This window comes from Streptomyces sp. McG3, assembly GCF_018619185.1.
Lineage (GTDB): Bacteria > Actinomycetota > Actinomycetes > Streptomycetales > Streptomycetaceae > Streptomyces.
This window is the reverse complement of record NZ_JAAXYC010000051.1, coordinates 22,118-35,721: the sequence shown is the minus strand read 5'-3', so window position 1 is coordinate 35,721 and position 13,604 is coordinate 22,118. Positions and strand designations below refer to the sequence as shown.

Here is a 13,604-nt window from a genome sequence, read left to right as displayed (position 1 = left end):
CCCCCGCCCCGGCGGCCCCGTGCTCCTGGTCCACTCCGGCGCTCACGGGGCGGCCACCGGGGCGGGCCGGTCGCGGCGGCCCCGGACGGAGGGGCCGAAGCGGGGGTCGACCAGCCAGCGCAGCCCGCCGACCACCGCGCCGAGGACCAGCGCCAGGTGCACCGCGAAGTGCAGCGCGGTGAAGCGGAGCAGGAAGGGCCACCCCTTGCGGCGGGCCACGAAGCGCGACAGCCCGGGGTCCGCCAGCGCGAAGGCCACGGCGCACGCCAGGGGCACGGCGAGCAGCCAAGGGGTGAGGAAGGCGAGTGGGAGGGTGAGCGGGACCAGACCGGCGGCCAGGACGCCGCCGGTGCGGTTGGCGCGCAGTCCGCCGCCGCGCCGGCGCTCGACGGCGGCGACGGGGACGAGCAGTTGGGAGCGGCGGTACTGCTCGGCGAGCATCGGCAGCAGCCGGTCCACGTCGTCGTGGCGGCCGGTCACCCGCTCGCTGAGGCGGATGCGGTGGGTGGCGGCGAGGCGGTCGCTGTACTCGACGTCCTCGGAGTCGCGGAGGTTCTCGTCGAAGGGCCCGGTCGCCTCGAAGACGCGGCGCTCGATCGCGGCCAGCGCGAAGAAGGCGGTGCCGACGACTCCGGCGCTGCGGTGTCGCCAGAAGTGGGCGTGCAGACAGTGGTAGACCTCCACCGGGCCGTCGTCGAAGAGCGGTTCGGGGTCCAGGACGCCGTGGACGCAGCCGGTCTCCGGGTCGTCCATGAGCAGGTCGACGGCGTTCCGGATCGCGTCGGGGGCCAACGCGATGTCGGAGTCGAGGAAGAACAGCACCTGGCCGGCGGAGGCGGCCACGCCGAGGTTGCGGGCGGCGGAGACTCCCGCGTTGTCCGGGCGGGCGACGAGTACGCAGGGGAACTCGCGGGCGATGTCGCGCGAGCGGTCGGTGCTGGCGTCGTCCACGACGACCACGTCCAACGGGCTCAGGGTCTGGGCGTAGACGGATTCCAGGCAGGCCCGCAGGGTCTTCTCGTAGTTGTGGTTGGGGATGATCACTGACACGGTGGGGCGCTCCCGTGGCATGGCGGGTCCGGTCCTTTCGGTTCGGGGAGTCGGTGCGGATCCGGGCCTCCCAGGGCCGCGGGCAGCCAGCCGAGGGAGGCGGGGCGCGCGGCGCTCAGGACGGTCAGGAGGAAGTCCAGCGCGGCCAGTTCGGCATGCACGAAGTCGGGGCTCTCCATGTAGAGCGCGGCACGGACCGAGCCGTCCGGGCTCTCGGAGACGTACACATGGACCGGGCCCCCGGGGTGCGGTCCGGCGCTTCGGACGCAGGCGCCGACGCGGTGGGCGCGCAGCCGCCCGGCCAGGTCCCGTGCCGTCCACCGGTCGGGGTGCGGGGGTTCGGTACGCACCAGGAGCGCGGTCACCAGGAACACGGAGGCGTCCCGTTCTCCCGGGGTCACCCCCAGGAGAAGCCCTCCCGGCCCGTGGCGGCGAGTGCGGCCGGCGAGGGGCGGCGGGTCGGGGAACGGAACGCACGCATCGGGAACTCCTCGAAGATGTAGCGGTGTGTGAATGGCTTGTGACGGCCTGATCCTGTCGCCATCGCCTGCCCGGAAGCCACGGTCTCCGGGTGGCCGGGAGTTGCGGGGCAGCAGGGTGCCAGCTCCGTCGGCGGCCGTACGGGGCCCGCTGCCTGGGACGATGCGGTGGTGGCAGGCAACTGCCAGACACCTTGCGGCCATGCGTGCCGGCGCCCGGCGCCCGTCCCGGCCGGCGCCCGCCCCGGTCTTTCCGGCCACGCGCGGCCTCTCGGGGCCCATCCATCCCGTGGACCTGGTCTATACCTTCACAACACGTCGGCCCTACACTCGCGCCCGGTGCTGAAGTGGCGTCCCGTACGGAAGTGCGGGGACGGCGTGACATCTGCGGGGGAGCCAGAGATGTTAGAGGTACTGGGGCTGGACGCACGGACGGAGCTGGTGTACCGGCTCGTCCTGGAGGAGCCGGAGCTGCGGCTGGACGAGATCGTGGCGCGGCTCGGACGGAGCGAGGACGATGTGCGCCGGGCTCTGGACCAGCTGGCCGAGCTGTGCCTGCTGGATGACGGCCCTCGCGGTACGGAGCAGGGCCCGCCGGTCTTCCGCGCGCTGGACCCGGCCGCGAGTCTGCCGTTCCTCCTCTCCCGCCGGGAGGCCGAACTGGCCCGGCAGCAGCGGGGACTCGAGGTCGCCCGGGACGCGATGTCGGCCCTCACGACGGACCGGGGGCGGCGGGCGGGCGGAGGCTTCGACGTCATCAAACGGCTGGAGGGGCTCGACGCGGTGCGCGAGCGGCTGACCGAACTGGCCGAGCTGGCCAGGACGGAGTGCCTCTCGCTGCTGCCCGGCGGCGCGCAGTCCCCGGACACGCTGGAGGCCAGCGGGCCGCTGGACCGGCGGGCGTTGGAGCGCGGCGTGCGGCTCCGCAGCATCTATCAGGACAGCTTCCGCAACGATCCGTCGACCCTGCGCTATGTGAACCGGCTGGGCCTGCTCGGCGCGGAGAGCCGTACGCTGCCCACCCTGCCGCTGGTCATGGTCCTGGTCGACGGGGAGGTGGCCCTGGTGCCGCTGGACCCCGACGACGGCCGGGCGGGCGCGCTGGAGTTGCGGAGCAAGGGCGCCGTCGCGGTGGCCCGGCTCCTGTTCGAGCAGTTGTGGGCCACCGCCACCCCGCTCGGCCCCGCTCCCCGCCGCGACGGCAACGGGCTGACCCCGCAGGAGGACGAGTTGCTGTCCCTGCTGGCGAAGGGGCACACGGACGCGACGGCCGCCCGCAGGCTGGGGGTGTCCCTGCGCACGGTGCGCCGGATGAACGCGGAGCTGACGGCCCGGATGCAGGCCCGCAGCAGGTTCCAGGCGGGCGCGGAGGCGGCGCGCCGGGGCTGGATCTGAGCGGCCGGAAGGCCTGCGTATCCCGGGTGAACCGAAACGCCTCGGCACCCGTGCCCCCGTGCGATACATCACCGTTGCCGGACCGCAATGCGGACGGGGGGTGACGCTGGGCGGACGCGTCCCCTAGATTTCCTGCCCATTGCACCGGTGATCAGCGAGGGGACGGAGTCACCACATGGCGAAAACGCCCACACCAGCACCATCGGCACCACAGGTGCCGGGGAAACGGGGCATCTCCCCCAGGTCCGTCGTGGTCTGGAGCCTGGTCGCCCTGGTCGGCGCCATCGGCTGGGCCACCCTCGCGCTCTCGCGGGGTGAGGAGGTCTCCGCCGCCTGGATGCTGGCAGCGGCCCTCGGCTCGTACGCCATCGCGTACCGCTTCTACTCCCGGTTCATCGCCAACCGGGTCCTGAAGGCCGACAAGAACCGTGCGACCCCCGCCGAACAGCTCGACAACGGCGTCGACTTCCACCCCACCGACCGCCGGGTCCTGTTCGGCCACCACTTCGCCGCCATCGCCGGGGCGGGGCCCCTGGTCGGCCCGGTGCTCGCCGCGCAGATGGGTTATCTGCCCGGCACGATCTGGCTCGTCGTCGGCGTCATCTTCGCCGGCGCCGTCCAGGACATGGTGACGCTCTTCTTCTCCACCCGCCGCAACGGCCGCTCGCTCGGCCAGATGGCGCGCGACGAGATAGGCCCGGTCGGCGGGATCGCCGCCCTGGTCGCGGTCTTCATCATCATGATCATCCTGCTCGCGGTCCTCGCGCTGGTCATCGTGAACGCGCTCGCGCACTCGCCGTGGGGCGTCTTCTCCATCGGCATGACGATCCCGATCGCCCTCTTCATGGGCGTCTATCTGCGCACCCTGCGGCCCGGCAAGGTCAGCGAGGTCTCCTTCATCGGCGTCGCGCTGCTGCTCCTGGCGATCGTCTCAGGCGGCTGGGTCGCCGAGTCGTCGTGGGCGGACTTCTTCACGCTGGAGCCGGGCACGCTGGTCATCTGGATGATCGTGTACGGGTTCTTCGCCTCCGTGCTCCCCGTGTGGCTGCTGCTGGCCCCGCGCGACTACCTCTCCACCTTCATGAAGGTCGGCACGATCGGGCTGCTGGCCCTGGGCGTGATCGTCGCCATGCCGACCCTGAAGATGCCCGCGGTCACCGACTTCGCCTCCAGCGGCTCGGGCCCGGTCTTCGCCGGCTCGATGTTCCCGTTCGTCTTCATCACCATCGCCTGCGGCGCGCTCTCCGGCTTCCACTCCCTGGTCTCCTCCGGCACCACGCCGAAGATGGTCCAGAAGGAGACGCAGATCCGGATGATCGGCTACGGCGCCATGCTGGTCGAGTCGTTCGTGGCGATCATGGCGATGATCGCCGCCTCCATCATCGACCCCGGCCTCTACTTCGCCATCAACGCACCCGTCGGCGTGATCGGCGACAGCGTTCAGTCGGCGTCCCAGGCCGTGGCCGACTTCGGCTTCACCATCACGCCGGACGCCCTGGCCCAGGCCGCCAAGGACGTGGAAGAGGGGAGCCTGCTCTCCCGGACCGGTGGCGCGCCCACGTTCGCGCTCGGCATGGCGGAGATCTTCTCCGCGGTGATCGGCGGGACCGCGATGAAGGCGTTCTGGTACCACTTCGCCATCATGTTCGAGGCGCTCTTCATCCTCACCACCGTGGACGCCGGCACCCGGGTCGGGCGCTTCATGCTCCAGGACATGCTGGGCAACGTCTACAAGCCGTTCCGTGAGGTCAGCTGGAAGCCGGGCGTCTGGTTCGCCAGTGCCGTCGTGGTCGGCGGCTGGGGCTACTTCCTCTGGGTCGGCGTGCACGACCCGCTGGGCGGCATCAACCAGTTGTTCCCGCTCTTCGGCATCGCCAACCAGTTGCTGGCGGCCGTCGCACTGGCCGTCTGCACCACCCTGCTCGTCAAGTCCGGCCGTCTGAAGTGGGCGTGGGTCACGGCGGTCCCGCTCGCCTGGGACGTGGCAGTCACCCTCACCGCGAGCTGGCAGAAGATCTTCTCCGACGATGTCAAGATCGGCTTCTTCGCCCAGCGCGACAAGTACCAGGCGGGCATCGACGCGGGCGAGGTGCTGGCCCCCGCGAAGAACATGGACGACATGCGGACCGTCGTCACCAACTCCACCGTCGACGGGGTGCTGAGCGCGCTCTTCGCGCTCCTCATCATCGTCGTCCTCGTGGACGCGGGGCGGGTCTGCTACAAGGCCATCCGCGACCCGGAGAGCGTCAAGCTCCACGAGACGCCGTACGTCGAGTCCAGGCTCGTCGCCCCGGCCTCGCTCTTCGCGACCAAGGAGGAGAAGGCCGAACTGGCCGCCGCCGGCGTCGGCCCCGAGGGCGGCATCCGCAAGGAGGCGGCGGAGACGGGGAGCCGGACATGACGGTCGCGGACGTGCGACGGGTGGCCGGACGGATCCGCTGGTACGTCCGTGAACTGACCGGCGAGTCCACGTACGACCGCTATGTGGCGCACGCGAGGACCCACGATCCGGACACACCGGTGATGACCCGTCGGGCCTTCGAGCGCAGCCGCACGGACGCCCGCGAGGCGGATCCCCGCGAGGGCTTCCGCTGCTGCTGAGCACCACCGGCCGGAGCTCGGGCCGCCGCACCCCTTCCAGGGCGCGGCGGCCCCTTTCGCGCCCTCGCGCAGGCCCGGGCGCCGCTCGATTTCCCGGTGCGCGGAGCCCTCACCGTACGAAAGGATGTGCCCATGACATCGCATCCCCGGCCGCCCCGGCTCCGTCCCGTACTCACGACCCTGGCGCTGGCGCTGAGCCTGGCGGCGGCGACGGGCTGCGGCACCGAGGTGGGGACCGGCACGAAGGCGGCGGACCGGAGCGCCTCCGCGGGCCCGGCGCCCGACCGGGCGGAGCTGGAGGCGCGGGCGCTGGCCGTGCAGACCGTCGCGGAGCACGTGTGGGTGACCGAGGTCCCGGGGTACGCCCTGGCCCGCCAGTCGGTCGGGGTGATCGGCGACGACGGGTTCGGCAGCGTCTACACCACGCCCGACGGCGGGCAGATCCAGCTGCGGGTGGAGCGCCGGGCGCACGCCGGGGCCGACTGCACGAAGGACCCCGCGCCCGCCGGCGGTCAGGAGCCCCTGAAGACGTGCGAGCGGGACGGCGAACAGTGGTACCGGGCCACGGAGTCGGGCCACGCGTACGCGCGCGAACAGGGCGGACTCGTGGTCACCGTGAGCGGGGCGCCCGGAGAGGTGGACCGGGCGACGCTGCGGTCGGCGGCGCGGGCCGCCCACCGCGCCGACGACCACGAGCTGGACCAGGTGCTGCCGCCGGCCGACGAGGCCCGCGGGCAGCGGCCGGTCGAACGCGGCGACCTGCCGCCGGTGGGCGACGGCGCGCCCAACAACGACGTGGGAGCGAGTGGCTGACGTGGGAGCGAGTGACTGATGGATCTGACGATCAGGGCGGCGGAGCCCGGCGAGTACGCCGTCCTCGGCGGGATCATCGCCGAGGCGTATCTCGGCGACGGGCTGCTGGACGGCCCGCAGGACCCGTATCTGCTCAAACTGCGGGCGGTGGAGCAACGGGCCGTCGAGGCCGAGGTCCTCGTCGCGCTCGACGCGGACGGGGCGGTGCTCGGCGGTGTGACCTATGCCGCACCCGGCACCCCGTGGCGCGACATCGCCGGTCCGGACGAGGCCGAATTCCGGATGCTGGCCGTGGCCGCCGAGGGGCGCGGACGGGGCGTGGGAGAGGCCCTCGTGCGGGCGTGCGTCGAGCGCGCCCGGTCCGCCGACGGTGTGCGGGCCCTGGTGCTGTCGACGCAGCCGGCCATGCTCGGAGCCCATAGGATCTACCGTCGGCTCGGCTTCGTACGGACCCCCGAACGGGACTGGGAACCGGTGCCGGGACTACGGCTCATGACCTTCCGGCTGGAGCTGGAGGCGCCCGCCCGAGGGGCGTGTTAAATCGTCGCGACACAACATGTGGGGGCCGCTTCATCCGGCGGCCCCCACATGTATGCTCGACCTCGCTGTCGCCGCAGGGGAATCCGGTGCGAATCCGGAACTGTCCCGCAACGGTGTGATCAGTGTGCTTTTGCACACCCGCAAGTCCGAAGACCTGTCGACAGCGCGTCCGGCTCGACCGAACCGGACGCCAGACGTCCGGGCCTCGCGGATAGGCCGGTGGACGCCGTCAGCTGTGCTGCCCTGCCCCGGGTTTCGCGCTGCCCGGCTCCCCCGCCTGCCGCCGGCCCCCGCCGAGCGAGGGAAAGCCCAGTGACCATCGCGCCCGCCGATCCGGTTTCAGCCACCGAATCCGCTGCCTCCACCACGTCCGGAGCAGGCACGAACGACGGACCCGGGACCGCTTTGCTGCGGACCCTGACCGATCTCACCGTCGATCTTCCCGACACCGACCCCGGACGGGTCGCCGCCGCCGCGCTGCGCGGACGCAACGCCCGCTCCGACGAGGCCGAGCTGCGCTCGCTGGCCACCGAGGCCGCCGCGGGGCTCATCTCCGAGGACCCGGCGTACTCCCGGCTGGCCGCCCGGCTGCTGACCCGCACGATTCGGGACGAGGCCGCGGGCCAGGGCGCGACGTCCTTCGCCGCCTCGGTCGCCGTGGGCCACCGCGAGGGCCTGATCGCCGACCGCACCGCCGCGTTCGTCGCGCTCCACTCGGCCGCTCTCGACCGGCTCGTCGAGCAGGCCCTGGCCGACGGCGCCGACGACCGCTTCGGCTACTTCGGTCTGCGGACGCTGCACAGCCGCTACCTGCTGCGCCACCCGATCACCCGGCAGGTCATCGAGACCCCGCAGCACTTCATGCTGCGCGTGGCCGCGGGCCTCGCCGAGGACGAGTCGGTGCGGGCGCTGGACGAGGTCGCCGCGCTGTACGGGCTGATGAGCCGGCTGGACTACCTCCCCTCCTCCCCCACGCTCTTCAACTCCGGCACCCGGCACCCGCAGATGTCCTCCTGCTACCTGCTGGACTCGCCCAAGGACGAACTGGACTCGATCTACGACCGCTACCACCAGGTGGCGCGGCTCTCCAAGCACGCGGGCGGCATCGGTCTGTCGTACTCCCGCATCCGCGCCCGGGGTTCGCTGATCCGGGGCACCAACGGGCACTCGAACGGCATCGTGCCGTTCCTGAAGACGCTGGACGCCTCCGTGGCGGCGGTGAACCAGGGCGGCCGGCGCAAGGGCGCGGCGGCGGTCTACCTGGAGACCTGGCACGCGGACATCGAGGAGTTCCTGGAGCTCCGCGACAACACCGGTGAGGACCAGCGGCGTACGCACAACCTGAACCTGGCGCACTGGATCCCGGACGAGTTCATGCGCCGGGTCGACGCGGACACCGAGTGGTCGCTGTTCTCCCCCGCCGATGTGCCCGAGCTGGTCGACCTGTGGGGCGACGCGTTCGACGCGGCCTACCGGGCGGCCGAGGCCAAGGGCCTGGCCCGCAGGACGATTCCGGCGCGTGAGCTGTACGGCCGGATGATGCGGACCCTGGCGCAGACCGGCCAGGGCTGGATGACGTTCAAGGACGCCTCCAACCGGACCGCGAACCAGACCGCCGAGCCGGGCCGGGTCGTGCACTCCTCCAACCTGTGCACGGAGATCCTCGAAGTCACGGACGACGGCGAGACGGCCGTCTGCAACCTGGGTTCGGTCAACCTGGGCGCGTTCGTGGCGGACGGCTCGATCGACTGGGACCGGCTGGACGCCACGGTGCGGACCGCCGTGACCTTCCTGGACCGGGTCGTCGACATCAACTTCTACCCGACCGAGCAGGCCGGGCGCTCCAACTCCCGCTGGCGGCCGGTCGGCCTGGGCGCGATGGGCCTCCAGGACGTCTTCTTCCAGCTGCGCCTGCCGTTCGACTCGCCGCAGGCCCGCGCGCTCTCCACCAAGATCTCCGAGCGCATCATGCTGGCCGCGTACGAGGCGTCCTGCGACCTCGCGGAACGCCCCCAAGAGCCTCCGACAGGCTCCGGTTCAGGGGGGACCCCCCGGGGACCGCTGCCCGCCTGGTCCGAGACCCGCGCCGCGCGCGGTGTGCTGCACCCCGACCACTACGACACCGAGCTGAACTGGCCGGAGCGCTGGGACGCCCTGCGCGCCCGGGTCGCGAAGACCGGCATGCGCAACTCGCTGCTGCTGGCCATCGCCCCGACCGCCACGATCGCCTCGATCGCCGGGGTGTACGAGTGCATCGAGCCGCAGGTCTCCAACCTGTTCAAGCGCGAGACGCTCAGCGGTGAGTTCCTCCAGGTCAACGCCTATCTGGTGGACGAGCTGAAGAAGCTCGGCGTGTGGGACTCCCGCACCCGCGAGGCGCTGCGCGAGGCGAGCGGCTCCGTGCAGGGCTTCGCCTGGATCCCCGATGACGTACGGGCGCTGTACCGCACCGCGTGGGAGATCCCGCAGCGCGGTCTGATCGACATGGCGGCGGCCCGTACGCCGTTCCTCGACCAGAGCCAGTCGCTCAACCTGTTCCTGGAGACGCCGACGATCGGCAAGCTCTCCTCGATGTACGCGTACGCCTGGAAGCAGGGGCTGAAGACGACGTACTACCTGCGCTCGCGCCCGGCGACCCGGATCGCCCGTGCCGCGTCCGGCCAGGCGTCGGCCGCCGCCCCCATTCCCGTACAGCAGGCCTCGGCTCCCGACGCGGACGCCATCGCCTGCTCCCTGGAAAACCCCGAGTCCTGCGAGGCCTGCCAGTAATGAGCACCAACGACACCAAGAACCTGCTCGACCCGGGCTTCGAACTGACCCTGCGTCCCATGCGCTACCCGGACTTCTACGAGCGCTACCGGGACGCGATCAAGAACACCTGGACCGTCGAGGAGGTCGACCTCCACTCGGACGTCTCCGACCTCGCCAAGCTGTCGCCGGGTGAGCAGCACATGATCGGCCGGCTGGTGGCGTTCTTCGCGACCGGTGACTCGATCGTCTCCAACAACCTCGTGCTGACGCTGTACAAGCACATCAACTCCCCCGAGGCGCGGCTGTACCTGTCGCGGCAGCTCTTCGAGGAGGCCGTGCACGTCCAGTTCTATCTGACGCTGCTGGACACGTATCTGCCCGACCCGGACGACCGGGCGGCGGCGTTCGACGCGGTCGAGGAGATCCCCTCGATCCGTGAGAAGGCCCAGTTCTGCTTCAAGTGGATGGACTCGGTCGAGAAGATCGACCAGCTGGAGACGAAGGCCGACCGCCGCCGCTTCCTGCTGAACCTGATCTGCTTCGCGGCGTGCATCGAGGGGCTGTTCTTCTACGGCGCCTTCGCGTACGTGTACTGGTTCCGCTCGCGGGGTCTGCTGCACGGTCTCGCCACGGGCACCAACTGGGTGTTCCGTGACGAGACGATGCACATGAACTTCGCGTTCGAGGTCGTGGACACCGTCCGCAAGGAGGAGCCGGAGCTCTTCGACGACGCGCTCCAGCAGCAGGTCACCGACATGCTGAGGGAAGCGGTCGAGGCGGAGCTGCAGTTCGGCCGCGACCTGTGCGGCGAGGGCCTGCCGGGCATGAACACCGAGTCGATGCGCCAGTACCTGGAGTGCGTCGCCGACCAGCGGCTCGCCCGCCTCGGCTTCCCGACGGTGTACGGCTCGGAGAACCCGTTCTCCTTCATGGAGCTCCAGGGCGTCCAGGAGCTGACGAACTTCTTCGAGCGCCGCCCGTCCGCCTACCAGGTGGCCGTGGAGGGCTCGGTCGGGTTCGACGACGACTTCTAGACCCGATGGACCCGACGGGGGCTCTCAGACCCTGGCCCAACTTCTGAGCTGAGGGCGCCGCGCGGCCGGAACCGGTCGCGCGGCGCTTCCCGTTTCCGGGGGTCCGGCCGCCCGGCGCCCGCGTTCCGCCTCCCGCAGCTGGCGGTCGATGCGGCGTTCGCGGGCGACGCCGAGGGCCACGGGCGCGAGGACGAGGGCGAAAAGTGCTGCTACGACCAGGTAGTTCAGGAATGTGTTCATGCCTCTACTCTGGACCGCCGGAACGAAAAACATCAGTGGCAGGACTGCCATGGGACATCAAATAGCTGCCACACTCGGACCATGCTGACCAATGTCGCCGCCCTACTCCTCGACGAGGTCCACCCCTTCGAACTCGGCGTCCTGTGCGAGGTGTTCGGCCTGGACCGCAGCGAGGAAGGCCTGCCGGTGCACGATTTCGCGGTGGTCTCCGCCGAGGGGCCCGTCCTGAACACCCACGCGGGCTTCACCATCTCCACGCCGCACGGCCTGGAGCGGCTGGAGGAGGCCGACCTCATCGCCGTGCCGGCGGGCAGCCACTTCATGCGGCGGGAGTATCCCGAGGAGGTCCTCGACGCCCTGCGCCGGGCCGTCGCGCGCGGCTCACGGGTGCTGAGCGTCTGCTCGGGGGCGTACGTCCTGGGCGCGGCCGGGCTGCTGGACGGCCGCCGCTGCACCACGCACTGGCGGCACGCCGCTGAGCTGTCGCGGCGCTTCCCGAAGGCGATCGTCGAGCCGGACGTGCTGTACGTGGACGAGGGCGCGGTGATCAGTTCGGCGGGCACCGCCGCCGGGATCGACGCGTGTCTGCATCTGATCCGGCAGGAGTACGGCCAGGAGGCGGCCAACACCCTCGCCCGGCGGATGGTGGTGCCGCCGCACCGGGACGGCGGGCAGGCGCAGTACATCAGCCGCCCGCTGCCCCGGAGCTCCTGCGACACGGTCGGCTCGACGCTGGCCTGGATGGAACAGCACCTCGACCAGGAGATGAGCGTGGAGCAGCTGGCGGCGCTGGCGCACATGTCGCCGCGCACGTTCGCCCGGCGGTTCCAGCAGGAGACCGGGACCACGCCCTACCGGTGGCTGCTGCGGCAGCGGGTGCTGCTGGCCCAGCATCTGCTGGAGACGTCCGAGCTGACGATCGACACGATCGCGGGGCAGACGGGCTTCGGTACGGCGGCGACCCTGCGACACCAGTTCGTGCGGTCACTGGGCACCACGCCGAACGCCTACCGCCGCACCTTCCGGGGTCCGGCGACCACCTCCGTGCCCGACGTCGCCTGAGCACCGCCGGGCACGGAGGACCTGCGGGACGTACGGGAAGGCGCGGGGAGTACGGGAGAGATACGGGGAAGGTCAGATACCGCAGCTGGGCGCCGACCAGAAGCGGCTGGGGCCCTGGTTGACGTGCACGTGGTCGTTGTGGCCGGCGTAGCCCGGGCCGAGGATGCCCCGGAAGCCGTGGTAGCGGGCCTGCTTGGCCAGCGTGCACAGCGAGTGCGGGGACGCGCCGAGGTCGACCGCGTCGCCGTACATGTGGCGGCTGTTGGAGGCTCCGCCCACGGCCGCGTTGCAGGAGGCGGAGCGGAAGCCGCTGGTGACCCGGATGGACTGGTCGCCCAGCGCGTGGCGCAGCGCCTCCAGCTTCCACATGCTGCTCAGCGCGTTCGCCCTGGCCGTGCCCGCGGCGACCCTCCCGCCGGCCCAGGTGCTGTTGCACTTGTTCAGCTCGGGGTAGGTGAAGTGGGCCGGGGTGCAGTCGTTGTCCTGGAGCGCGTAGAGCTTGGACTGGGTGGCGGGGCCGGCGACCCCGTCGGCCGCCAGGCCGTAGGCCGCCTGGAACCGCTTGACGGCGGCGGTGGTGGCGGGGCCGTAGGAGCCGTCGATGGCGAGCACCGCGTTGTAGCCCGGGTAGCCGGCCACCCGGATCTGGAGCTGGGTGACATCGTTGCCGGTGGCCCCGGCCTTGAGGGTGCGGGTCCAGGTGTAGCAGCCGTCGGCCCGGGCGGTTCCGGCGGTCAGTACCGCACCCCCCAGCGCGAACGTAATGGTCATGACAAGTCCGAGCAGGACGCGTGCGGTACGTCTCAGCACAGGGGTCTCCCTCTGAACGTCACGGTCGATGTGCACGCGAGCCTGGCCGAGTCGGCTACGCGCGTCAACTACCCCTGGGGAAAATGCAGTTATCTGCCAGGGGTGAGGCGATAACGGCAGGGACCCGGCACCGGCGAACCGGTGCCGGGTCCCTGCGGGAGGCGTTCTCAGGCGTTCGGGACGACCTCGTAACGCGGAGTGCCCTCGTCCATCTGCCGCAGCGCGTCCTTGCGCTCCCGCTTGGAGAGCCGGTCGATGTACAGGTAGCCGTACAGGTGGTCCGTCTCGTGCTGGAGGCACCGCGCGAAGTAGCCGCTGCCCCGCACCTTGACCGGATTGCCCTGCGCGTCCTGCCCGCGCACCACCGCGTAGTCGGGGCGGGCGAGCGAGGCGTACGCGGTCGGGACCGAGAGGCAGCCCTCGTTGGAGTCGTCCAGTACCCGTGCCTCGGGAGCCAGCTCCTCCAGGACCGGGTTGCAGATGACACCGGTGTGCCGCACCCCGTCGTCGTCGGGGCAGTCGTAGACGAAGACCTTCAGGTCCACGCCGATCTGGTTGGCGGCCAGGCCGACGCCCTCGGCCGTCTTCTGGCTGGCGAACATGTCGTCGATCAGCCGCGACAGCTCGTCGTCGAACGCGGTGACGTCCTTGCACTCCTTGTGCAGCACCGGGTTGCCCACGACCGTGATCGGACGGGAGGTGCCGCGCTCACGGTAGGCCGCCTCGCGCTCCTCGCAGTCCTCCGTGTCGACGAGGAACCCCTCGTCGTCCACTCCGATCCGCCCGTCCGTCTCCTGCTGCGACATGTCCGCCGTACGCCTTCCTGCAA

The 13,604-nt window shown here is 71.2% G+C and carries 13 protein-coding genes and 1 riboswitch; of the genes, 8 read left to right on the top strand and 5 right to left on the bottom strand.

The window, feature by feature from the left end:
• Nucleotides 1–42: 42 nt before the first annotated feature.
• Both HET64_RS11795 and HET64_RS11790 read right to left on the bottom strand, forming a co-directional pair.
• On the bottom strand, nucleotides 43–1,044 hold the full coding sequence (locus tag HET64_RS11795; RefSeq protein ID WP_308369993.1) for a glycosyltransferase: 1,002 nt from the start codon (nucleotides 1,042–1,044) through the stop codon (nucleotides 43–45).
• Nucleotides 1,041–1,451: a hypothetical protein gene (locus tag HET64_RS11790; protein ID WP_308369991.1), complete on the bottom strand. Its 411-nt coding sequence runs from the start codon at nucleotides 1,449–1,451 to the stop codon at nucleotides 1,041–1,043. Before HET64_RS11790 ends, HET64_RS11795 begins: the two co-directional genes overlap by 4 nt.
• Nucleotides 1,452–1,931: 480 nt before the next feature.
• On the opposite strand from HET64_RS11790, the gene HET64_RS11785 reads away from it, so the two are divergent.
• The 7 genes from HET64_RS11785 (at nucleotide 1,932) to HET64_RS11755 (ending at nucleotide 10,663) form a co-directional block, all read left to right on the top strand.
• On the top strand, nucleotides 1,932–2,924 hold the full coding sequence (locus HET64_RS11785) for a helix-turn-helix transcriptional regulator (RefSeq protein WP_215104609.1): 993 nt from the start codon (nucleotides 1,932–1,934) through the stop codon (nucleotides 2,922–2,924).
• A 175-nt stretch (nucleotides 2,925–3,099) separates the two neighbouring features.
• Nucleotides 3,100–5,325 (top strand): carbon starvation CstA family protein, encoded by a 2,226-nt coding sequence (locus HET64_RS11780; protein WP_215104607.1) that lies wholly within the window; start codon nucleotides 3,100–3,102, stop codon nucleotides 5,323–5,325.
• Nucleotides 5,322–5,525 carry a YbdD/YjiX family protein gene (locus HET64_RS11775; protein WP_215104605.1) on the top strand — a complete coding sequence of 68 codons (204 nt, stop codon included), beginning with the start codon at nucleotides 5,322–5,324 and terminating at the stop codon, nucleotides 5,523–5,525. The genes HET64_RS11780 and HET64_RS11775 overlap by 4 nt, the downstream gene beginning before the upstream one ends.
• A 132-nt stretch (nucleotides 5,526–5,657) precedes the next feature.
• Nucleotides 5,658–6,338: a hypothetical protein gene (locus tag HET64_RS11770; RefSeq protein ID WP_215104603.1), complete on the top strand. Its 681-nt coding sequence runs from the start codon at nucleotides 5,658–5,660 to the stop codon at nucleotides 6,336–6,338.
• Nucleotides 6,339–6,356: 18 nt separating this feature from the next.
• Complete coding sequence (locus HET64_RS11765) at nucleotides 6,357–6,878, top strand: GNAT family N-acetyltransferase (protein ID WP_215104601.1); 522 nt, start codon at nucleotides 6,357–6,359, stop codon at nucleotides 6,876–6,878.
• A 40-nt stretch (nucleotides 6,879–6,918) separates the two neighbouring features.
• Nucleotides 6,919–7,055, top strand: a riboswitch (cobalamin riboswitch).
• Nucleotides 7,056–7,190: 135 nt separating this feature from the next.
• Entirely contained in the window at nucleotides 7,191–9,647 is a 2,457-nt protein-coding gene (locus tag HET64_RS11760; RefSeq protein WP_215104600.1) for a ribonucleoside-diphosphate reductase subunit alpha, read from the top strand.
• Nucleotides 9,647–10,663, top strand: a complete 1,017-nt coding sequence (locus HET64_RS11755; RefSeq protein ID WP_215104598.1) for a ribonucleotide-diphosphate reductase subunit beta — start codon at nucleotides 9,647–9,649, stop codon at nucleotides 10,661–10,663. The genes HET64_RS11760 and HET64_RS11755 overlap by 1 nt, the downstream gene beginning before the upstream one ends.
• Nucleotides 10,664–10,687: 24 nt before the next feature.
• On the opposite strand, the gene HET64_RS11750 is transcribed toward HET64_RS11755, so the two are convergent.
• A complete protein-coding gene (locus tag HET64_RS11750) occupies nucleotides 10,688–10,903 on the bottom strand; it encodes a hypothetical protein (protein ID WP_215104596.1) in 216 nt (71 codons plus the stop codon).
• 81 nt (nucleotides 10,904–10,984) lie between these two features.
• Between HET64_RS11750 and HET64_RS11745 the strand changes: the two genes are divergently transcribed.
• Entirely contained in the window at nucleotides 10,985–11,965 is a 981-nt protein-coding gene (locus HET64_RS11745; protein ID WP_215104594.1) for a helix-turn-helix domain-containing protein, read from the top strand.
• A gap of 72 nt (nucleotides 11,966–12,037) precedes the next feature.
• Here HET64_RS11745 and HET64_RS11740 read toward each other — a convergent pair whose 3' ends face one another.
• Both HET64_RS11740 and def read right to left on the bottom strand, forming a co-directional pair.
• On the bottom strand, nucleotides 12,038–12,775 hold the full coding sequence (locus HET64_RS11740; protein WP_215104592.1) for a D-Ala-D-Ala carboxypeptidase family metallohydrolase: 738 nt from the start codon (nucleotides 12,773–12,775) through the stop codon (nucleotides 12,038–12,040).
• Between the two features lie 167 nt (nucleotides 12,776–12,942).
• Nucleotides 12,943–13,581, bottom strand: a complete 639-nt coding sequence (gene def / locus HET64_RS11735) for a peptide deformylase (RefSeq protein WP_215104590.1) — start codon at nucleotides 13,579–13,581, stop codon at nucleotides 12,943–12,945.
• Nucleotides 13,582–13,604 lie beyond the last annotated feature (23 nt).